Below are 19,822 nucleotides of genomic sequence, written 5' to 3' on the forward strand. Positions count from 1 at the left end.
TTGTACTACGTTGAAAGGAGATATTGGTTAGCGACTGCTTGATAAGACCATCATGCAGGCCGCCGTCGGATCAGGGAGGTTGCATGGCTACCTACGAATATCGTTGCACGACGCATGGCACTTTCGACAGACGCATGCGAATGGGTACGGCTCCCTCACTGATTCCCTGTCCGCAATGTGGCGAGGATGCGGCGCGCATTCTTTCCATACCCATGGTGTCACGGGTTCCTCGTGGAATCAGCACCGCGATCGAGCGTACCCAAGCGAGTGCCGATCATCCCGCGACGGTTTCCAGCCTTCCCCCCAGCCGGGAGGGCCAAGCCCGCATCACGCGAAATCCCAAGCACCGACGCCTTCCCCGCCCTTGAGCGGCCCGAGGGTGAGTGCATCTTGCGCGTCACCTTCAACATTAAGAGGGTAAGTCAATGCCTGAGCTAATCTTTCCTCTCGATTCCAGCAAGAAATTCACCGATCAGAAGATCATCGGGCACAACCGCTACCACCCGGATATACCGGCGGCGGTGCAGATTCGGCCCGGCGACACCTTTCGTCTGGATTGCCGGGAATGGTTTGACGGGGCGATTCGCAACGACGATTCCGCAGACGACATTCGCGATGCGCCCATGTCCTGCGTGCATGTGCTTTCCGGCCCCATTGCGGTGGAGGGCGCGCAGCCGGGGGATCTGCTTATCGTCGATATTCTCGACGTGGGGCCGATTCCTCAGGAAGACAGCGGTCCACTTGCCGGTCAGGGATGGGGCTATACCGGCATCTTCGCCAAGCGCAACGGCGGCTCTTTTCTGGTCGACCAGTTTCCCGATGCCTACAAGGCGATCTGGGATTTTCGAGGCCAGGTGGCCACCTCGCGACACGTGCCGGGGGTCTCCTTCACCGGTAATATCCATCCTGGTTTGATGGGCACGGCTCCCTCTGCGGAGCTTTTGGCGAAGTGGAATGCGCGAGAGGGCGAGCTGATCGCCACGGATCCGCATCGGATACCGCCCCTGGCGCTACCGCCGGAGCCTAAAGACGCCATTCTCGGCACCCTGAGCGGCGAGGAATTCGATCGGGTCGCCGGTGAAGCCGCGCGCACCGCACCTCCAAGAGAGAACGGCGGCAACCAGGATATCAAGAACCTGACCAAGGGCACCCGGGTGTTCTATCCGGTCTTCGTGCCCGGCGCGAACTTTTCCGTCGGTGACCTTCACTTCTCTCAGGGAGATGGGGAGATCACGTTCTGCGGCGCCATCGAGATGGGGGGATTCATCGATCTGCATGTGGATCTGATCAAGGGCGGCATGGACACCTACGGCGTGGCGGAGAATGCGATCTTCATGCCCGGCAACGTGGCGCCACAGTACTCCGAGTGGCTGGCGTTTTCCGGCACCTCGGTGACCCTGAATGGAAAACAGCGCTATCTCGATTCCCATCTGGCCTATCAACGGGCCTGCCTGCACGCGATAAATTATCTGACGAAGTTCGGCTACAGTCCGGAGCAGGCCTATCTCTTGCTCGGGGCGGCGCCAATCGAAGGCCGGCTTTCCGGCGTGGTGGATATTCCCAATGCCTGCGCCACGGTGTATCTGCCCACCGCCATCTTCGATTTCGACATACGGCCCTCCGCAAGAGGCCCCGTCAAGATCGATCCGGGCATCGGAGCGCCGAAGTCCCCGGGCTGATGGATTACTGCAGCCAGCCCGGCAGCCAGGTGGCGAGACCTGGAAAAAATGCCAGCGCCACCAGCATGCCGAGCTGGATCAGGATGAAAGGCAGCACGCCTCGGTAGATGGTGGCGGTAGACACCGAGGCGGGCGCGACACCGCGCAGGTAAAACAGGGCAAAACCGAAGGGCGGGGTCAGAAACGAGGTCTGCAGATTGATGGCAATCATGATGCCAAGCCAGATCGGGTCGAGGCCCATGGCCAATAGCACCGGCCCGACGATGGGCACTACCACGAAGGTGATCTCGATGAAATCGAGAATGAAGCCCAGCAGGAAGATCACCAGCATCACGATCAGGGTCGCGCCGATTACGCCGCCGGGCATGTTCTCGAAGAGATGAGTGACCAGCTCCTCGCCGCCATAGGCGCGAAACGTCAGGGAAAACAGCGCTGCGCCGATCAGGATCAAAAACACCATGCTGGTAACGCTGGTCGTGGCACGCAGCACGTCTCGCAGCGTGGCAATATCCAGTCGCCGATAGGCCAGCGCCAGCAGCAGAGCGCCGAAGGCGCCTATCGCGGAGGCCTCCGTCGGCGTGGCGAAGCCGCCGAGAATCGAGCCCAGTACCGCGACGATCAGCAGGATCGGCGGTATCAATCCCTTGAGCAGCAGCGTGAATACACTGCCTCGGTGACCGATTTCCTCCATCAGCGTCTGACGATCCACCGCCGGCGCCATCTGGGGCTTGAGCCAGGCAATGATGCCTACATAGAGAATATACAGCACCACCAGGATCAGCCCCGGCACCAGGGCGCCCAGGAAAAGATCGCCTACGGAGACGGTCTTGGGGCTGAAGATGCCCATGTCGAGCTGAGCCTGCTGGTAGGCGCTGGACAGCACGTCGCCCAGCAGCACCAAGGCGATGGAAGGCGGAATGATCTGGCCGAGGGTGCCGGTGGCGCAGATGGTGCCGGTGGCCAGGGTAGGGCTGTAGCCGCGCTTGAGCATGGTCGGCAGCGAGAGCAGGCCCATGGTGACCACCGTGGCGCCGACGATGCCGGTGGAGGCCGCCAGCAGCATGCCCACCAGGGTCACCGAAATGCCCAGGCCGCCGCGCAAGGCGCCGAACAGCAGTGCCATGGCGTCTAGCAGGGTTTCCGCCACCTTGGATTTTTCCAGCAGCACGCCCATCAGCACGAATAGCGGCACCGCGAGCAGGGTCTGGTTGGTCATGATGCCGTAGAGGCGATTGGGAAAGGCGGCCAGGAATATCGGATCGAAATGGGCATCGATACCCAGTGCCTGCAGGCCCAGGCCCAGGCCGGCGAAGGCCAGGGCGGTGCCGGACAGACTCAAGGCGACCGGGTAGCCGGCCATCAGCACCACGCAGACAACCGCGAACAGCATCAAGGGCATGAATTCTAGCATTACAGTCGCTCCTCGAGATGCTCATCGGTCGCGGGTGGCGCGATGCGCCCGGCGATGATCAGAGCATTGCGAGTGATCTCGACGCTGCCTTGTAGGATCATCAGGACGCCGAACATGGGAATCAACGTCTTGAGCACAAACACCCCGGGAATGCCCCCGGCTTCCGAGGAACCTTCGAGAATTCCCCAGGACTTGCCGACATAGCCCAGGCTCGACAGCACCACGAAGATCATTACCGGCATGAGTAGAAATACTGTGCCCAGCAGATCGATCCAGGCCTTCTTTTTTACCGACAGCGCGCGATAGAAGATATCCACTCGCACATGGCTGTCGTGACGCAGCGCGTAGGCTGCCGCCAGCAGAAAAACCGTGGCATGACTGTACATCACCGCTTCCTGGGCCAGGTTGCTGTTGATATCAAAGGCATAGCGCAGCACCACGATGGAAAATTCCACCAGCATCATCGCCAGCAGCAGCCAGGCAAGCCCTCTGCCAAGCCACTCGTTGAGACTGTCCAGCCGGGCAAACACCTTGGGTAAGGGAGAGGGAGGGGGCATATGCGACTCGCTTTGAAAAAGGCAGTCAGCCTGAGCGGGAGAATGGAACGAGGCGCGGCGAAAAGCCTTTACAGCTTGATCAGCGCCTCGATACAGGTAGGCGGCAAGCGTACGTCCACGGCGATGGGCAGATGATCAGAAAACAGCTGATCGAGCACCTGAACCCGTTCGGCGGTCAGCGTGCGCGAAAGCAGAATATGATCCAAGGCGCGACGCGGCTGCCAGGCCGGATAACTGGGAGGAAGTGGAATCGGGTTCAGCGGCAGGGAAGCACAAAACGGCGCGTGGGCCAGCAGCTGTTCCTGAGTGCAGTTGAGATCCCCCATCACTATGACATGACGCAGCGGCTCGATAAGCTTGCTCAGGTAATCGAGTTGACGCAGCCGCCCTCGATTGCTGAGCGCCAGGTGGGCGACAAATACATGCAGCGCGTCCTCGCCGTTGCCGAAACGAGTATGAATGGCGCCGCGCCCCCGAGCACCCGGCAGGCGATGCTCTTCGATCTGAGTCGGCCGGAGTCGAGACAGCAAACCGTTGCTGTGCTGGGCGACGCGACCCAGATTGCGATTGAGCTGCTGAAAATGATGGGGAAAGCCCGCCTGCCGGGCCAGGTATTCCACCTGGTTGACGTTACCGGAGCGAAAACTTCCTCCGTCCGCCTCCTGAAGCCCGACGATGTCGAACGCACCCAGTACCTGACTCATCAGATCCAGACGATTCTTGCGCCGCGGATTGGGCAGCACATGCTGCCAGCTTCGCGTCAAGTAATGATGATAAGCGGAAGTCTGGATACCTACCTGAAGATTGAAGGTCAGCAGCCGTAGATGGCCCTGATCGATACTCGACACAGGGGTACCGCTCACTTATTGGCTCCTTTCCTCGCGAGTTTCCTCAACCAGAGCGTCGGCGATGATCAGCATGTTCTCGAGGCTGCCGGCCTTGGATGGCGTGATCACGTAGCGACCGTCGACGATCAGCGCCGGCACACCCATCAGCTTATAGGCGCGGATACGAGCGTGTGCCCGGTTGACCTGGCTCTTGACGCCAAAAGAGGTCAGCATTTCGCGGGCCTGCTCCTCGCTGACGCCGTAATCGCTAAAGAAAGCTGCAATATCGTCCACTTCCGTCAGCTTGCGTCCTTCGTCCTGTATCGCCTTGAAGAAATCCTCGTGAACCTGGTCAAGGATGCCCAGCTCCTTGGCCGCATAGAATGCCACCGCATGCTTGTTCCAGGCCCCGCCCAAGGTGGCGGGCAGACGTGTGAAGGTGACATCTTCAGGCAGTTCCTCTGCCCATGACTCGATCATCGGTTCGAGATTGTAGCAATGAGGACAGCCGTACCAGAAAGCTTCGGTGACCTCGATCCGCTCCTTTCCAGTTTGGGTCGATACTGGCTCGTCGAGAACCTCGTAGTCCTGGCCTGCCACCGGAGCTGCAGCCAAGGTAAGGCCGCTAAGACTCAATCCGGCGAACAGGGCGATCAGTGACTTGTACATTACAACGATTCCTTATTATCAAGGCAGTCAGCGCGCTGATCGATATCGATCAATGTAGTCCCAACAGGTAGGTGGATACTGCCTCCATGTCCGCTTCGCTCATCTTCGAGGCGATATTGCGCATGATGGCATTGGGGTCGTTATGACGCTCGCCCTTGGAGAAGGCTGCCAGGGTCGAGACAGCATATTCCGGATGCTGGCCGGAAAGGGCGGGATAAACGGCGGTACCGATACCTTCGCCAGTAGGCGTATGACACGCCGCGCAGGCGGGAATGCCCTTGGCGCGGTCGCCGGCGCGATAGAGTTCGCGACCGCGCTCGACGACCTCTTCCTCGGCTTCCACCTGGCCCAGGTTGGCCTCCATATTGGCGAAGTAGGCGGCGACGTCTGCGGCGTCCTGATCGGAATAGTCATCGACTTGACCGACCATCTGGGCAACCACGCGCTCGCCATCGCGAATGTTACGAATCTGTTTGGCCAAGTAGGTGGCCTGCTGTCCAGCAAGATTGGGGAAGGTACCCAGAGCGCTGATACCCTGCTGTCCGTGGCAGGCGGCGCAGGCCTGAGCCTTTTCCTTGCCGGCGGCGGGATCGCCTTGAGTTTGTGCATGCGCCACGCCAGCGGCGCCAAGAATGATTGCCAAGCTTGCCAGTAACTTTCTCATCGCTAATCCGCTATATCGTTTATTGGTTGCGCCAGCCGTGGGGTAAACAGCGAGATGTCGACGACTCGTCGCCAGCGCGGGCGTGATGGTACACTTGTTCACCCCAAGTTGCGGTCAAAAAAGCCATTGTAGTATAGCGAATCCCTGTGGCAACGGGAATCCGTCGTGGTCCACCCGCGTCCAAGTGCCACTGGTGGATGTCGTTATCAAGCCCGTCTACCGGAACCTGTCAGGATACCTTGCCTTCATGTCACGTCTCAATGAATCGATGGGCCTCAACTATCCCACCGCCCGCTTTCTCGTCAGTGCTCCCACCTTGGCGCTGTGTCCGCCGGACAGCGGAGCGGAGGTGGCCTTCGCCGGTCGCTCCAACGCGGGAAAATCCAGTGCGATCAACGCTCTGACCCAACAGAAAGCGCTGGCGCGCACCTCGAAAACCCCGGGCCGTACTCAGTTGATCAACTTCTTCAGTCTGGCGGGCGATGAAAATCTGCGTCTGGTGGATCTGCCCGGCTACGGCTACGCCAAGGTGCCGGAGCAGGTCAAACGTGAGTGGCAGCGCCATCTGGCGGATTATCTGCAGCGGCGTCAATCCTTGCGCGGCCTGGTGCTGGTCATGGACGTTCGCCATCCGCTGACCGAGTTCGACGAGACCCTGCTGGGTTTCGCGGATCAGAAAGAGCTGCCGGTGCGGATCCTGCTGACCAAGGCAGACAAGCTCAAGCGCGGCCCCGCCAGTACGTCGCTTGCCCAGGTGAGAAGTCGCTTGCGTGAATGGGAGGATCTGGTAAGCGTGCAGCTGTTTTCATCCCTCAAGCGTGAGGGCGTGGTAGAAGCCAGGGCGCAGTTGGATGCCTGGCTGCTGGCAGAGCGCTAGTCAGTTTTTTCCGTTCATCCATTCGATCAGCGTCGGCAGTTCACGAACGTGGTCCAGGCGGTACACCTGGCGCGGCAGCCGGGTCGGCGCTTCCCCGTCGATATCGATCCAGGCCACGCGCATGCCCAGGCGCTGGGCCGGCAGCACGTCATGCTGCCAGGAATCGCCTACGTGCAGCGCTTCGCTGGGGCGGCTGGCCAAGCGCGCCAAGGCGGCCAGAAAGGGCCTGGGATCCGGTTTGGGAGCGAGCATTTCTCCAGCGGCGATGGAGACGTCAAAGTGCCTGGCCAAGGGCAGACGAGCAAGCTCGACGTTGCCATTGGTGATCGCGCCCAGGCGGTAACGCTGGCTCAGCGCTGCGAGCATGGCGTCGACTTCCGGATAGGGTGTGAGCTCGTGGCGCAGCGTCATGAAGCGGTGCATGGCGGCGCCCGCCCAGTACTCCGCCGTCTGCCGGGGCAGCCCGTGCTGCTCCAGCAGCTCCAACAGGCTCTGTCGGCGTACCCAGGTGAAATCGCCGCGGCGCAGCGGCTCTCGACCGGCTACCTCACGGCGGCGTGCCTGATAGGCGCTCAGCGGGAAACGCTCGGTAAAACGACCCAGAGCAAGCGGATCCGTCAGGTCGTTATCCGGTAGCAGCTCCTCCAGCAACGCCTTGTCCAGCCAGGCATAGTGGCCGTGCTCCGTGGCCTCCATGACCCCGCTGTTGTCCCAGAGGGTGTCATCGAGATCGAAGGTCAGTGCCTTCAGTGGCGTGGAAGAGGATGACGTGTGCATGGTTGATTCAAGAGTAGTCCGCCGAGTAGGTTGAGTTAGCGGGTGGGTTTTCGCCGCGCCCTCGGGTGGGCGCTGTCGTAGCTGGCAGCCAGGTGCTGCCAGTCGAGCCGAGTGTAGACCTGAGTCGTGGATAGATTGCTATGACCGAGGAGCTCCTGCACCGCGCGCAGATCCTGGCTGGATTCCAACAGATGGCTGGCGAAGGAATGACGCAGCCGGTGAGGATGAAGGTGTTCCATCAGGCCGCGCCGCCTTGCCAGTTCGCAAAGGCGCAGCTGAATGGCACGATGGCTCAGGCGCTTCCCTCGGTTGCCGACGAATAGAGCACTTTCTTTGCTGTCGGCGAGCTGGCCACGCACCGTCAGCCAGGCATCCAGCGCCGAACGGGCACGACGTCCTACCGGCACCTGACGCGGCTTGTCGCCCTTGCCGACAACCCGCACCCGCACCCGCTCCAGTTGTCGGAGATCCAGCGCCGCCAGTTCCGCCAGGCGCAGGCCGCTGGAATAGAAAAGCTCCAGCATCGCCTGATCGCGACGGGCCAGGGGGGTGTCGTCGTGCGGCGTATCCAGAAAGCGTGCCAGCTGATCCACGTCCAGCGGACGCGGAAGATGACGAGGCTGACGTGGCGCCTGAGTCAAGCCAACCGGGTTGTAAGGCAGAACCTTCTCATGAACCAGATACTCTGCGAAACGGGAAATCGCCGCCCGCCGGCGCGCCAGACTTCTGGGCGCGAGGCCCCTAGCGCGTTCCTGGCCCAGAAAGCGACGTACCAGTACGCTATCGAGCTGGCGCCAATCGGACAGGCCCGCCTGTTCGATGAAATCGCACAGCCTTGCCAGGTCGCGATGGTAGGCGGCCAGCGTGGCCGGGCCGAGTTCCCGGGCTAGCGCCTCGAGAAAGCACCTCAGAGCTGCGCGCAGGGAGGTATCAGGCTGAGCTGTATCGGTCATGGTCATTTATCGTGTGGCAACCCTTGTCGAGATGTCTCTTCAGCCCCGGGTTCGAGTGGTGAAACCGTGCAGCAAACGAGCCAGTATGTCGCCGAGGTATTCGGTGAACAGGGTATCCAGGCTGGCGCGGAAATGGTCTGGATCCGGGCTGGCTAGTATCAGATATCCTTGCGGCTCGCCGAGAGCCAGGCGGGTCAACGCCGCGGAGCCCGTGGTGGTGGGCGGTGCCATATGGGGAATCAGGCAGCGCCAATCCTTGGGAGAAAGGCGCACGCAGCGGCTGGCTCGCCCGTTGAGCAGCTCCACTAGTCGGTGCTGGATGTCCTCATCGAGATGATGTCTGGGAGGCTGGGTCGGCTGCGCTCCCTTGGGGGAGGTGCCCCGAGGAGTCCACAACGCCACCGCAGGAATCTGAAAGCGCTCCGCGAGCTGCGTGGCCAGCGCCTGGCCCAGCGCATCCAGGTCCTGGGCTTCCATCAAGGCAAGTACCAGCTCTCGGGTACGCCGATACTGCACTTCGGTATGGCGCGCCGAATCCAGCAGCTGTTCGAGGCGTAGCTCCGCGCCTTCCGCGCGATTTCGCAAGTCGTGGACCAGACGTTCGAGCAGTGAAACGACGCCTGGCGCTCGCGGATGAGGAACGTAAAACTGCTGAAGCAGGCCTTCACGGCCCACGAAGAAATCTGGATGCCGCGCCAACCATTGGGCCACCTGCTCCGGGTCAAGAGTTTGGCGGGGCTCGGGAACCTGGGCATGGCTCATGAATACTATTCCTCGCTGCGTGAACGACAGGCTGTTGTTGTATGACGTCCGATACGTGTCTGTTGTATACCAACAGTTATATACCGACAGATTTCAGCCTAGTACTAGTTTATAGCCCGATGCCGATGTTTTAACTCGCTACGATTTTTTCGCAGGATGCATAATTCTCGAACCGGTGGCGGCTTGGTGTCTAGCTGATCACGATACGCCCGTCGAAGACGCGAGTCGCTGGACCGGTCATGAACAGATGGCTTTCGCCGCCGGCCCAGTCGATGGTCAGCTCGCCGCCGGGCAGGTGAACCTGCACCGACGCATCCAGCAGTCCCTGGCGAATGCCCGTCGCGACGGCGGCGCAAGCGCCGGTGCCGCAGGCTCTTGTTTCGCCGCTGCCTCGTTCGAAAACCCGCAGGCGGATTTCCCGCCGGGAAACGATATGCATGAATCCCACGTTGACTCGCTTCGGAAACCGCGGATGCCGCTCGATGGCCGGGCCTAGCCGAGCCACCGGGGCGTCGTCCAGCGTTTCCACACCCAGGGTGTCGATACGCAGCACCGCATGCGGATTACCCAGAGAAACTACGCTGATCTCTAAGGTTTCACCGTCGACGATCAGGTCATGGCTCGGCCGGTCTCGGTTTGCCTCGAAAGGCAACGCGCCGGGCTCGAAGCGCGGCACGCCCATGTCTACCCGCACGCGACCGTCGTTTTCCACTTTCAGGATCAACGGCCCACCGGCAGTTTCGACATGAATCTCTCGCTTGTGGGTCAGGCGCTGATCCAGCACGAAGCGGGCGAAGCAGCGCGCCCCGTTGCCGCAGTTCTCCACCTCGCTGCCGTCCGCGTTGAAGATACGATAGCGAAAATCCATGTCCGGATCCGTAGGCGGTTCGACGATCAGCAGCTGATCGAAGCCTATTCCTTCATGGCGATCCGCTAGGATGCGTACCTGGTCGTCACGCAGCCGTAAACGCTGAGTGATCAGGTCCACCACCATGAAGTCGTTGCCCAGCCCATGCATCTTGGTGAAGTGCAGCAGCATTCAGCTATCCTCGCCATGACTCGCGCCGGCGGATTCGGGCAGCAGGGCTTCTCCGGCCCATAGCAAGCTGAATGCCTCCCGGGCTCTTACCAGATAGGCCTCACCACCATCCACCATGACTTCCGCGGCGCGAGGCCGACTGTTGTAGTTCGAGGCCATGACGAAGCCATAGGCACCGGCGGAGCGTATCGCCAGCAGATCTCCCGGCGCGATGGCGAGCTCCCGGCCCTTGCCGAGAAAATCTCCGGTTTCGCATACCGGGCCTACCACGTCGTAGCGCTGCGTTTCCTGGGATGATCGCTGTTCTACCGGAATAATTGCCTGCCAGGCCTGATAAAGCGCTGGACGAATCAAGTCGTTCATGGCCGCGTCGACGATGGCGAAATGCCGGGTTTCCCCGGGCTTGAGGAATTCGACGCGGGTCAGCAGCACCCCCGCGTTGGCGGCGATTGCCCGGCCCGGTTCGAAGAGCAGAGTCAGCGGCTTGTGCGCGCCACGCTTATCGGCGAGACGTTCCAGCAGGGCCTTGGCGTAATCCGCCGGGGCCGGCGGCGTTTCGTCCCGATAGGTGACCCCGAGCCCGCCGCCCAGGTCCAGGTGATCGAGCTTGATGCCTTCCGCCTCCAGGCGCTCGATCAGCAGCAGCAGCCGATCCAGGGCATCGAGAAACGGCGAGAGTTCCGTCAACTGGGAGCCGATATGACAATCCATGCCGACCACATCGAGGTGTTCGAGACTGGCGGCCTGGCGATAGGCGTCCAAGGCTTCACTGGCGGCGATGCCGAACTTGTTGTCCTTGAGACCGGTGGAAATATACGGGTGGGTGCGAGCATCCACGTCCGGATTGACCCGCAGGGACACCGGGGCGAGCTTGCCAAGCTTGCCCGCTACCGCGTTCAGGCGTTTGAGCTCCGCTCGAGACTCCACGTTGAAGCACTTGATGTCCAGTTCCAGGGCGCGGGCCATTTCGCCTTCTTGCTTGGCGACCCCGGAAAACACCACCCTGGCAGGATCGCCACCAGCTTGAATGACGCGCTCCAGCTCGCCTTGGGACACAATATCGAAACCCGCCCCCAGGCGAGCCAGCACGTTGAGCACCGCCAGGTTGGAGTTGGCCTTGACCGCGTAGCAGATCAGGTGGGGATGATCTCCCAGCGCCTGATCGAAGGCATGGAAATGCCGCTCCAGAGTGGCCCGAGAATAGACATAGCAGGGCGTGCCGAAGCGCTCGGCGACCTGGGCGAGCGGTACGTCTTCCGCATGCAGTTGGCCGTTGCGATAGTTGAAATGATCCATGTTCAATTCTCGCTCTGACTGGTCGAGCCGTCTTTCTCGGCGGGGCTGTCCTCAGAAGAACGGTTCTGGGAAGAGCCGTCTTGAGAAGAACTGCTCTGAACAGGATCCGGCAGCGCATCCTGTGGATCGAAGCGCTCTGCCGCCTGTTCATCATCCGGCATGTAGAGAGGGCCTTTCTGACCGCAGCCAGCCAGCAGTAAAGCGCACAGGATCAGCCATGCAAACCGGGCCATATCAGCGCTCCTCGTCGGTAGTCGGCGAGAGAGTGCCGAGCGGTTTCAGCGCGGCCAGGGCATCCCGGGCACGCTGAGCCGCGGCCCGCACCTGATCCGGGGCGGTGCCGCCGATATGATTGCGCGCCGCCACGGAGCCTTCCAGGGTCAGCACTTCGAACACGTCCGCGTCGATGGCGGTGGAAAACTGCCGGAGTTCCTCCAGGGACATGTCCGACAGATCCTTTTTCTCGCGGAGTCCGAAGGCCACGGACTGGCCGACGATCTCGTGGGCATCCCGGAAGGCCACGCCCTTGCGCACCAGATAGTCCGCCAGGTCCGTGGCGGTGGAGAAACCCTTGCGGGCCGCTTCACGCATGTTGTCCGCCTTGGCCTCGATGGCCGGCACCATGTCGGCGAAGGCCTTGAGGCAACCCTTCACCGTGTCCAGGGTGTCGAACAGCGGCTCCTTGTCTTCCTGGTTGTCCTTGTTGTAGGCCAGAGGCTGGGACTTCATCAGCGTCAGCAGCCCCATCAGGTGGCCGTAGACCCGGCCGGTCTTGCCTCTTACCAGTTCCGGCACGTCCGGATTCTTCTTTTGCGGCATGATCGAGGAGCCGGTGCAGAAGCGATCCGGTAGGTCGATGAAGTCGAACTGAGCGCTGGTCCACAGCACCAGTTCCTCGCTCATGCGCGACAGATGCATCAGGAGGAGGCTGGCGAAGGCGGTGAACTCGATGGCGAAGTCCCGATCGCTCACCGCATCCAGGGAATTTTCCGCCGGGCGCTCGAAGCCGAGCAGCTCCGCGGTGACGTGACGGTCGATAGGGTAGGTGGTGCCCGCCAGCGCCGCGGCGCCCAGGGGCAGCACGTTGACTCGCTTGCGACAGTCCCGCAGACGCTCCTGATCCCGGGCGAGCATTTCCTGCCAGGCCAGGAGGTGATGGCCGAAGGTCACCGGCTGAGCGGTCTGCAGGTGGGTGAAGCCGGGCATGATGGTATCCGCTTCTCGGGCGGCCAGTTCGATCAGGCCCTGGCGCAGTCGCGTCAGCTCTTCGTCCACCACGCCAATCTCGTCACGCAGGTAGAGGCGGATGTCCGTAGCTACCTGATCGTTGCGGGAGCGTCCGGTATGCAGCTTCTTGCCGGTGATGCCGATCTTCTCCGTCAGCCGAGCCTCGATGTTCATGTGCACGTCTTCGAGAGCCACGGACCACTCGAAATCGCCGGCCTGAATTTCCTCGCGGATCTCCTTGAGGCCGGCGAGGATTGCATCGCGTTCCTCATCCGTCAGCACGCCGACCTGGGCTAGCATGGTGGCGTGAGCGATGGAGCCCTGAATATCGTTAAGCGCCAGGCGATTATCGAAGTCGACGGAGGCGGTGAAACGCTCGACGAAGGCATCGGTGGGCTCGCTGAAGCGACCGCCCCAGGATTGATTGGTAGGTGTCGTCATCGAACTGGACATCCTGAGTTGCTAGCGTAAAGGTATGGCCGAGCAGTGTACCAGAGTCCGCGCGGCTGACCATGCGCCGCCAGCCTGGCCGCGCTTTGTGCAAGAGGATTTTTCCTCTTACCGACAGTGCTTTATCATGCAGCAACCTGGCGGGGCGGAATGCCCCTACCCGAATCATTTGGTGAGACGGTCGGCAAGCCCCCGTTTCGCCCGCAGGAGATCATTGTGCCTGGGATCAAGACCCTACGTATCGCCACTCGCAAGAGTCTACTCGCCCTATGGCAAGCCGAGCATATTCGCGACTTGCTGACGGCCTTGCATCCGACGCTCGAGGTGGAGCTGGTCGCCATGTCCACCCGCGGGGACAAGATTCTCGACACGCCGCTGGCCAAGGTGGGCGGCAAGGGCCTGTTCGTCAAGGAGCTCGAAGAAGCGATGCTTGACGGCCGCGCGGATATCGCCGTGCACTCCATGAAAGATGTGCCGATGCATTTTCCCGAGGGGCTGGGGCTTGCGGTGATCCTGGCCGGGGCGGAACCCACGGATGCCTTTGTTTCCAATCGCTACACCAGCCTGGACGAGCTACCCTTGGGGGCGCGAGTCGGCACTTCGAGCCTGCGTCGCGGCCTGCAGGTCAGCGAGGCGCGTCCGGATCTCGAGGTGCTAAGCTTGAGAGGGAGCGTCCAGACACGGCTGAGCAAGCTCGACGCGGGCAATTTCGAGGCAATCCTGTTGGCGACTTCCGGGCTCAGACGTCTAGGGCTCGGCGAGCGTATCGCTGCGGAACTGCCGCCGGAAATCTGTCTGCCCGCCTGCGGTCAGGGCGCCCTGGGCATCGAGTGTCGGCAGGATAACGCTGCGCTCATCGATCTGCTGGCGCCTCTTGACGATCCTGAAACCTCCCTGCGAGTTCGCGCCGAGCGGGCCATGAACACGCGCCTGGAAGGCGGCTGTCAGGTTCCCATTGCGGGGCATGCGCTGCTCGAAGATGCGGGCCGTACCCTTTGGCTGCGCGGTCTGGTCGGCAATCCGGACGGCAGCCGGGTGCTGCGAGCCGAGGCTCGCGGAAATGCCGACGAGCCAGAAGCGCTGGGAATCCGGGTGGCGGAAGATCTGCTGGAGCAGGGCGCCGGTGAAATTCTCGCGCAGGTCTACGGCGAGCGCTGATGACTGAGCGCAGCAACGATTCGGCGCGCCCCCGGGTGCTGATCACTCGCCCCGGCGAGCGAGGCCTGCCGCTTGCCCGGGCGATTGCCGCGCTGGGTGCCGAGGTCGAGATTCTCGAGGTCATGCGTCAGGAGCGTCTGGCGGAAACGCCGCAAGAGCGTGCCGTCTGGCTGAACTTCGATCAGTTTCACAAGGTGGTGGTGGTCAGTCCCTACGCGGCGAGCTGCTTGGTTGAAGCGGTAGAGCATTACTGGCCACAGTTGCCGCTGGGGATCGAGTTTTATGCGGTAGGCGCCGCCACCGCGGAAGTCTTGCATCACGCCTGGGGAGTAAAGACGCGTATCCCTCCTCCGGAACTGGAAAATACCAGCGAAGCGCTATTGACCCTAAGCGCCTTGCAGCGGCTTGACGAGCAGCGAATATTGCTGGTGGCCGGAGAAGGCGGCCGTCTGCTGCTGGGCGATACGTTGGCGCAGCGTGGCGCTCGGGTGGAGCGTCTGGCACTCTATCGACGAGTACTGATGGAGCCGCGAGGCGTACCCGGCGAATGCCTGGTAACAGGAAAATACGCGGCGCTGGTAGTCAGTAGCGGCGAAATTCTCGAACATCTGGCAGGATGGTGTAAAAAGACGGCGTTGAACCAACCGCTAATCGTCTCCAGTCGTCGGTTGGCTACACTGGCAGAACGACTTGGATTCGTCGACTGTCATGTCGCCGATGGAGCAACGCCTGCTGCTTTGGCTATCGCGGTAGCCAGAGTCTGCGACTTGAAAGGTGTCGATCATGATGATCTTGAAAAGGGCTAGCGATAGATGAGCAAGCAACAACACGATCAGGACGAACAGCGGGCGTCATCTAGCGACGCCGGTCAATCACAACCGGCGACGGAAAACTCCGTGCCTCGGCCAGCCCAGGCAGCGCACGAAAAGACGCGGGACGAGTCAGGCAAGGCTAGCTCTAGCAAGGACTCTCGCCCTCGATCCCGAGGGCGCCGTGGCGGCAAGCCCAGCCATCAGGATCGCTCCAGTCAGTTGGAGAAAACCGGCTCCCCCCTGTCGGGGCAGTCCGAAGCCGGTCTGGACAGGCCCGGTCAGGATAAGTCTGGTCAAAATAAATCTGCTGCTGCGGATGCGATTAGCCCCTCGTCCCCCACCGCCAAGGATGAAAGTAAATCTACGCCAGCGGCTTCTGCAGGTGCGCCGGCCAAGACCAGCGCTTCCGTGCCTTCCTCCAGGCCAGACACCGGAAAAAGCAGCGGTGACGCTACCGCCGGTGCTTCCGGTAAATCCTCTATTGGCGGTGCGCCTCCGCCTTCGCGTAATACCGTCGCGCAAAGCGGGGGTAGCGGAGGTGGCAAGGCCGGCATCATCGCCTTGGTGCTGGTAATTCTGCTGGCAATCGGGGTGTTGCTCGCCGGCTGGTGGGGCTGGCAGCAGTTGAATCAGCGGCTGAGCCAGCAGCAGCAAAGTCTGGTCGACGCCGCGGATGGGACCGAGCTGGCGCAGCGCAACGCAGACACCCTGTCTTCCTTGCAGTCACAGCTAGACGACATGGCGAATCAGCGTCAGCAGGCGTTGAGCGATATACGTCAAGGCTTCGAAGACTATCGCGGTGAGGTCAATGACACCCTGGACAAGGTGCTTGAGGAGCTTTCCAAGGAGCAGGAGCCGGATGAGCGGGAATGGCTGCACGCGGAAGCCGCCTATCTGCTGCGCCTGGCCAATCAACGCCTGGAGCTGGAAGGCGACGTTCAGGGGTCGGCTGCTTTGCTGCGTACCGCAGACAAGCGTCTGCAAGAAGCGGACAATCCGGCGCTGACCGCGGTTCGCCGTGAGATTTCCTCCGAGCTGGCGGCGCTGGATTCCGTTCCCGAAATCGACCGCACGGGAATCTATCTGGCGCTGGACGCCCAGCAGGAGCAACTGGCCAAGCTGCCGCTCAAGCAGGACATCGATCAGATGCCAGCGCCGGAAGCCGAGGAGGCGCCGCCAACCGGCTCCTGGAAGCAGCAGCTTTCTCAATTCGGTAACGAGCTGAAGGATCTGGTGACCGTGCGGCGTCATGATGAAGCGTTGGAGGCCATGATCGCGCCGGATCAGGAAGGTTATTTGCGCCAAAATGTGCGATTGAAGCTGGAGCAGGCGCAGCTAGCGCTGCTCGACGAAAACGAGGAACTTTACGAAGCCAGCATCGAGAGTGCGATTACCTTGGTGAATCGTTATTACGCCACGGACAAGGATGCGGTCAGTTCCGCTCTCGAACGTTTGAACGAGCTGAAAGACAAGGCGGTTCGTCCCGAACTTCCGGATATCAGCGGCTCGCAGCAGGCCTTGTCGCGGTTCATCGAAAAACGATTTGAATCGCAGGGTAATCAAGGGCAGGCATCCCAAGCGGGCCAGGGAGATAAGCCATGAGAAAGCTGATTCTGCTTATCGTCTTGGGTCTGGCGATTGGCGCTCTGTTCGGTCAGCTGATGCAGACCGTTCCCGGCTACTGGTTGGTGCGAGTCGGAGATCGGTCGTTCCAGACATCGTTCTGGTTTGGGTTGATTCTTCTGCTGGCGGTCTTCTTTATTCTGCATTTCTTGCTGCGCGTACTGGCTCGTCTGCGCCATCCGGTGGGTCGTCTCAAGCTGTGGAACAGCCGTAATCGCAATCGCAATGCCATGCGTCGTACCGTGCGCGGTCTGGTGGCAATGTCGGAAGGCCGCTGGAAACGCGCCGAGAAATCGCTTGTCAAGGCCGCGGACGATTCCAGTACGCCCTTGGTCAACTATTTATCCGCAGCGCTGGCAGCCCATTATCAGGGTCGCTACGACCAGGCGGATACCTTGCTCAAGCGTGCTCACATGAGTACTCAAGGGGCGGATACAGCAGTAGGCATGATGCAGGCGCAGCTGATGCTCGACCGCCAGCAGTACGAAGAGGCCATAGCGACCCTGACTCGCCTGGACAAGCAGCTGCCGGATCATCCGCAGGTGCTCAAGCAGCTCAAGCAGGCCTATCTCAGCGTCAACGATTGGGACGGTCTGCGCCGGCTACTGCCGCGGCTGGCCAACCAGCAGTTGATCGCTGACGAAGAGCGCCGCGAGCTGGAGCAGCGCGCCTATCGCGAACTGATTCTTCAGGCCGGGCGCAACCCGGATGACGTGGAGCGGGTGCGTAATCTCTGGGCGGATATGCCGGATCACCTGCGTACGAATGTGGAACTGGTAGTGCTATACACCGAGGCATTGGTGCGCGGTGGCGAGGAGGGCATTGCTGAACGTTTATTGCGTCATACGCTCAAGGAGCATTGGGATACGCGTCTGGTATTACGCTACGGGCTACTCAGCGTCGATCCGGCCCGCCAGCTGGTCTATGCGGAGAAGTGGCTTCAGGAGCGTCCCAACGATCCGGATCTGCTGTTGACTCTTGGTCGCTTGTCTCTACGTAATGCCTATTGGGGCAAGGCACAGGAATACTTCGAATCCAGCCAGCGTCAGCGCCCCAGCGGTGTGGTTTGCGCCGAGTTGGCCAGGCTTTACGCTAATCTGGGTGAACACAACAAGAGCCAGCTCTACTATCGCCAGAGTGTGGAGCTGCTCGACAAGTCACTGCCGGCGCTGCCGCAACCCAGCGACGATAACCGCTGATCCGATTTGCTCTCCTGGGCGCCTTCGAGGCGCCTTTTTTTGTGCGCCCGGCACGGGCGCACTCCTGGAGGTGCAAGTCCTCCCGTAAGCTGGCCACAGCGAACGAAGTGAAGTGCAACGGCGGAAGGGCGACCGACCGTGGGGAGGAAGCGTGGAGCGTAAACCGTGAGCCGATGAACAAGAATCGGATATGAGGCACTGCCAAGCAGGGTGAGCGGGCAAGAAGTCGCGAAGCTCTTGTGGCCAAAGCGAGGTGGTGTATATCCGGCGGTTGTGCGGTGAAGGAGTGTGTTCTTACCCGGGGAGATCTCGCCTCATGCCTGAAAGGGCGACGTGGCAACACGGAGCGAGAAGTCAGCAGAGGCCATAGTAGCTGCCATCATGGAGCGAAGGGCCGAACGAGAAGGCGCGTCAAACGACTTGACGATGAGCACTGTAAGGCATCAGACGTCCGCCTTGGCGGGGCGGGTCGCAACACGGGAAGGTGAAACCTTGTCGGGTGCGATCAGCGATGAAACAGGACTCCCGCGACGAGAATCGGAAGGCGCAGGGCGAAACCTGCTGGAGCAGGCGTTCGCACGAGAGAATATGCAACGGGCATGGAAGCGCGTAAAGGCCAACAAAGGGTCGGCGGGTGTTGACGGGCTGGACATTGCCCAGCCCGCTGAATACCTGCGATGGACGTGGCCGACGGTTCGCCAGCAACTGCTGGACGGATCCTGTCGGCCACAACCTGTTCGTCGGGTAGGCATCCCGAAACCGAACGGCAGTGAACGGGAACTGGGCATACCCACCGTCACCGACCGTCTGATTCAACAAGCACTGCTGCAAGTGCTGCAACCCCTGATTGATCCCATCTTCAGCGAGCACCGCTACGGCTTTCGCCCGGGTCGCCGAGCCCACGATGCCGTTCTGGCCGCACAGCGATATGTCCAGCAAGGCCGTCACATTGGGGTGGACGTGGATCTGTCGAAGGTCTTTGATCGCGTCAATCACGACATCCTGATCGACCGCCTGAGGAAGCGCGTAAACAACCGCGGAGTTATCCGGCTGGTTCGTGCGTATTTGAACGCGGGCATCATGGAGGGAGGCATGGTCATGGATCGGCACGAGGGCACGCCACAAGGCGGGCCGCTGTCACCGTTGTTGGCCAATGTCCTGCTGGACGAGGGGGATAGAGCGCTGGAACGCCGGGGACATTGCTTTGCCCGAGACGCCGATGACTGCAACGTTTACGTGCGCAGTCAGCAGGCAGGAGAGCGGGTGATGCTGTTGCTACGGCGCTGCTACGACAAACTGCGCTTGGTGATCAATGAAGCCAAGAGTGCAGTGACGAGCGGGGTTGGCCGCAAGTTCCTTGGCTATACGCTATGGCAGGGTCCGAACGGCGACGTTCGCCGCGGGGTCGCTGCGCAGGCGTTGCAAGCGTTCAAGCTGCGGGTCAGGCAACTGCCCCGACGGTCTGGAGGGCGCAGCATTGAGCAAGGGGTGGAGAAACTCCGGAGCTATCTACTGGGATGGAAAGGCTACTTCAAGCTGTCGCAGACCCCCCCCGTATCTGGCGCTCGCTGGATGCGTGGATACGCCGGCGCTTGAGAGCCATGCAGCTCAAGCAGTGGCGACGGGGCAAGACGATCTATCGGGAGCTGGTGCGCATGGGCGCGGATCCCTGGGTGGCACAATCGGTAGCGGCTCTGAGCCGGCGCTGGTGGCACAACAGTCTGTCTGCTATCCACAACGTGTTGACGGTTGCCTACTTCGATCGGCGGGGTGTGCCAAGACTCTCATAACCTCAACTTCTCGAACCGCCCGGTGCGGACCCGCATGCCGGGTGGTGTGGGA

The 19,822-nt window shown here is 61.3% G+C and carries 20 protein-coding genes and 1 pseudogene; 9 read left to right on the forward strand and 12 right to left on the reverse strand.

The window, feature by feature from the left end:
• The first annotated feature begins 83 nt into the window (after positions 1-83).
• Both FGL86_RS05030 and fmdA read left to right on the forward strand, forming a co-directional pair.
• Positions 84-368 carry an FmdB family zinc ribbon protein gene (locus tag FGL86_RS05030; RefSeq protein ID WP_147183574.1) on the forward strand — a complete coding sequence of 95 codons (285 nt, stop codon included), beginning with the start codon at positions 84-86 and terminating at the stop codon, positions 366-368.
• 57 nt (positions 369-425) lie between these two features.
• Complete coding sequence (gene fmdA / locus FGL86_RS05035; RefSeq protein ID WP_147183575.1) at positions 426-1,679, forward strand: formamidase; 1,254 nt, start codon at positions 426-428, stop codon at positions 1,677-1,679.
• Positions 1,680-1,683: 4 nt separating this feature from the next.
• Here fmdA and FGL86_RS05040 read toward each other — a convergent pair whose 3' ends face one another.
• The 5 genes from FGL86_RS05040 to FGL86_RS05060 form a co-directional block, all read right to left on the reverse strand.
• Positions 1,684-3,090 (reverse strand): TRAP transporter large permease, encoded by a 1,407-nt coding sequence (locus FGL86_RS05040; protein WP_147183576.1) that lies wholly within the window; start codon positions 3,088-3,090, stop codon positions 1,684-1,686.
• Positions 3,090-3,647, reverse strand: a complete 558-nt coding sequence (locus FGL86_RS05045) for a TRAP transporter small permease subunit (RefSeq protein ID WP_147183577.1) — start codon at positions 3,645-3,647, stop codon at positions 3,090-3,092. Before FGL86_RS05045 ends, FGL86_RS05040 begins: the two co-directional genes overlap by 1 nt.
• Before the next feature lie 68 nt (positions 3,648-3,715).
• Positions 3,716-4,510, reverse strand: coding sequence for an endonuclease/exonuclease/phosphatase family protein (locus FGL86_RS05050; RefSeq protein ID WP_147183578.1), 795 nt, complete (start codon positions 4,508-4,510; stop codon positions 3,716-3,718).
• Positions 4,511-5,143, reverse strand: coding sequence for a thiol:disulfide interchange protein DsbA/DsbL (locus FGL86_RS05055; protein ID WP_147183579.1), 633 nt, complete (start codon positions 5,141-5,143; stop codon positions 4,511-4,513).
• Positions 5,144-5,192: 49 nt separating this feature from the next.
• On the reverse strand, positions 5,193-5,807 hold the full coding sequence (locus FGL86_RS05060; protein WP_147183580.1) for a c-type cytochrome: 615 nt from the start codon (positions 5,805-5,807) through the stop codon (positions 5,193-5,195).
• Between the two features lie 247 nt (positions 5,808-6,054).
• Here FGL86_RS05060 and yihA point away from each other — a divergent pair, with 247 nt between their 5' ends.
• Positions 6,055-6,684 (forward strand): ribosome biogenesis GTP-binding protein YihA/YsxC, encoded by a 630-nt coding sequence (gene yihA / locus FGL86_RS05065; protein WP_147183581.1) that lies wholly within the window; start codon positions 6,055-6,057, stop codon positions 6,682-6,684.
• Here the strand turns inward: yihA and FGL86_RS05070 are convergent, their stop codons facing one another.
• The 7 genes and pseudogenes from FGL86_RS05070 to argH form a co-directional block, all read right to left on the reverse strand.
• A complete protein-coding gene (locus tag FGL86_RS05070) occupies positions 6,685-7,461 on the reverse strand; it encodes an HAD family hydrolase (RefSeq protein ID WP_147183582.1) in 777 nt (258 codons plus the stop codon). It abuts the gene before it with no gap.
• Positions 7,462-7,496: 35 nt separating this feature from the next.
• Positions 7,497-8,414 (reverse strand): tyrosine recombinase XerC, encoded by a 918-nt coding sequence (locus FGL86_RS05075; RefSeq protein WP_147183583.1) that lies wholly within the window; start codon positions 8,412-8,414, stop codon positions 7,497-7,499.
• Positions 8,415-8,453: 39 nt separating this feature from the next.
• Positions 8,454-9,176, reverse strand: a complete 723-nt coding sequence (locus tag FGL86_RS05080; RefSeq protein WP_147183584.1) for a DUF484 family protein — start codon at positions 9,174-9,176, stop codon at positions 8,454-8,456.
• Between the two features lie 190 nt (positions 9,177-9,366).
• Entirely contained in the window at positions 9,367-10,215 is an 849-nt protein-coding gene (dapF, locus tag FGL86_RS05085) for a diaminopimelate epimerase (protein WP_147183585.1), read from the reverse strand.
• The gene (gene lysA, locus FGL86_RS05090; RefSeq protein WP_147183586.1) at positions 10,216-11,511 is read right to left on the reverse strand and encodes a diaminopimelate decarboxylase; all 1,296 of its coding nucleotides are present in this window, start codon (positions 11,509-11,511) and stop codon (positions 10,216-10,218) included. It abuts the gene before it with no gap.
• Between the two features lie 131 nt (positions 11,512-11,642).
• A pseudogene (lptM, locus tag FGL86_RS18075) lies at positions 11,643-11,744 on the reverse strand (LPS translocon maturation chaperone LptM); the annotation flags it as partial.
• Position 11,745: 1 nt separating this feature from the next.
• Positions 11,746-13,179: an argininosuccinate lyase gene (gene argH, locus FGL86_RS05100; protein WP_147183588.1), complete on the reverse strand. Its 1,434-nt coding sequence runs from the start codon at positions 13,177-13,179 to the stop codon at positions 11,746-11,748.
• A gap of 234 nt (positions 13,180-13,413) precedes the next feature.
• Here argH and hemC point away from each other — a divergent pair, with 234 nt between their 5' ends.
• The 6 genes from hemC (at position 13,414) to FGL86_RS18080 (ending at position 19,770) form a co-directional block, all read left to right on the forward strand.
• Positions 13,414-14,346 (forward strand): hydroxymethylbilane synthase, encoded by a 933-nt coding sequence (gene hemC / locus FGL86_RS05105; protein WP_246131783.1) that lies wholly within the window; start codon positions 13,414-13,416, stop codon positions 14,344-14,346.
• Positions 14,346-15,152, forward strand: coding sequence for a uroporphyrinogen-III synthase (locus FGL86_RS05110; protein WP_147183590.1), 807 nt, complete (start codon positions 14,346-14,348; stop codon positions 15,150-15,152). The genes hemC and FGL86_RS05110 overlap by 1 nt, the downstream gene beginning before the upstream one ends.
• Before the next feature lie 6 nt (positions 15,153-15,158).
• Complete coding sequence (locus FGL86_RS05115) at positions 15,159-16,760, forward strand: uroporphyrinogen-III C-methyltransferase (protein ID WP_147183591.1); 1,602 nt, start codon at positions 15,159-15,161, stop codon at positions 16,758-16,760.
• Positions 16,757-17,980, forward strand: a complete 1,224-nt coding sequence (locus tag FGL86_RS05120; RefSeq protein ID WP_147183592.1) for a heme biosynthesis HemY N-terminal domain-containing protein — start codon at positions 16,757-16,759, stop codon at positions 17,978-17,980. Before FGL86_RS05115 ends, FGL86_RS05120 begins: the two co-directional genes overlap by 4 nt.
• Positions 17,981-18,472: 492 nt before the next feature.
• On the forward strand, positions 18,473-19,576 hold the full coding sequence (ltrA, locus tag FGL86_RS05130; protein WP_246131731.1) for a group II intron reverse transcriptase/maturase: 1,104 nt from the start codon (positions 18,473-18,475) through the stop codon (positions 19,574-19,576).
• Complete coding sequence (locus tag FGL86_RS18080; protein ID WP_484266838.1) at positions 19,498-19,770, forward strand: group II intron maturase-specific domain-containing protein; 273 nt, start codon at positions 19,498-19,500, stop codon at positions 19,768-19,770. The genes ltrA and FGL86_RS18080 overlap by 79 nt, the downstream gene beginning before the upstream one ends.
• The last annotated feature ends 52 nt before the right edge of the window (positions 19,771-19,822 follow it).

The sequence above is a fragment of the Pistricoccus aurantiacus genome (assembly GCF_007954585.1).
Lineage (GTDB): Bacteria > Pseudomonadota > Gammaproteobacteria > Pseudomonadales > Halomonadaceae > Pistricoccus > Pistricoccus aurantiacus.

Excerpts from the sequence above, each read along its gene's own strand:
- FGL86_RS05030 (WP_147183574.1), top strand. The coding sequence starts at position 84 with ATGGCTACCTACGAATATCGTTGCACGACGCATGGCACTTTCGACAGA.
- fmdA (WP_147183575.1), top strand. The coding sequence starts at position 426 with ATGCCTGAGCTAATCTTTCCTCTCGATTCCAGCAAGAAATTCACCGAT.
- FGL86_RS05040 (WP_147183576.1), bottom strand. The coding sequence starts at position 3,090 with ATGCTAGAATTCATGCCCTTGATGCTGTTCGCGGTTGTCTGCGTGGTG.
- FGL86_RS05045 (WP_147183577.1), bottom strand. The coding sequence starts at position 3,647 with ATGCCCCCTCCCTCTCCCTTACCCAAGGTGTTTGCCCGGCTGGACAGT.
- FGL86_RS05055 (WP_147183579.1), bottom strand. The coding sequence starts at position 5,143 with ATGTACAAGTCACTGATCGCCCTGTTCGCCGGATTGAGTCTTAGCGGC.
- FGL86_RS05060 (WP_147183580.1), bottom strand. The coding sequence starts at position 5,807 with ATGAGAAAGTTACTGGCAAGCTTGGCAATCATTCTTGGCGCCGCTGGC.
- yihA (WP_147183581.1), top strand. The coding sequence starts at position 6,055 with ATGTCACGTCTCAATGAATCGATGGGCCTCAACTATCCCACCGCCCGC.
- FGL86_RS05070 (WP_147183582.1), bottom strand. The coding sequence starts at position 7,461 with ATGCACACGTCATCCTCTTCCACGCCACTGAAGGCACTGACCTTCGAT.
- FGL86_RS05075 (WP_147183583.1), bottom strand. The coding sequence starts at position 8,414 with ATGACCGATACAGCTCAGCCTGATACCTCCCTGCGCGCAGCTCTGAGG.
- FGL86_RS05080 (WP_147183584.1), bottom strand. The coding sequence starts at position 9,176 with ATGAGCCATGCCCAGGTTCCCGAGCCCCGCCAAACTCTTGACCCGGAG.
- dapF (WP_147183585.1), bottom strand. The coding sequence starts at position 10,215 with ATGCTGCTGCACTTCACCAAGATGCATGGGCTGGGCAACGACTTCATG.
- lysA (WP_147183586.1), bottom strand. The coding sequence starts at position 11,511 with ATGGATCATTTCAACTATCGCAACGGCCAACTGCATGCGGAAGACGTA.
- argH (WP_147183588.1), bottom strand. The coding sequence starts at position 13,179 with ATGACGACACCTACCAATCAATCCTGGGGCGGTCGCTTCAGCGAGCCC.
- FGL86_RS05110 (WP_147183590.1), top strand. The coding sequence starts at position 14,346 with ATGACTGAGCGCAGCAACGATTCGGCGCGCCCCCGGGTGCTGATCACT.
- FGL86_RS05115 (WP_147183591.1), top strand. The coding sequence starts at position 15,159 with ATGAGCAAGCAACAACACGATCAGGACGAACAGCGGGCGTCATCTAGC.
- FGL86_RS05120 (WP_147183592.1), top strand. The coding sequence starts at position 16,757 with ATGAGAAAGCTGATTCTGCTTATCGTCTTGGGTCTGGCGATTGGCGCT.
- FGL86_RS18080 (WP_484266838.1), top strand. The coding sequence starts at position 19,498 with ATGGAAAGGCTACTTCAAGCTGTCGCAGACCCCCCCCGTATCTGGCGC.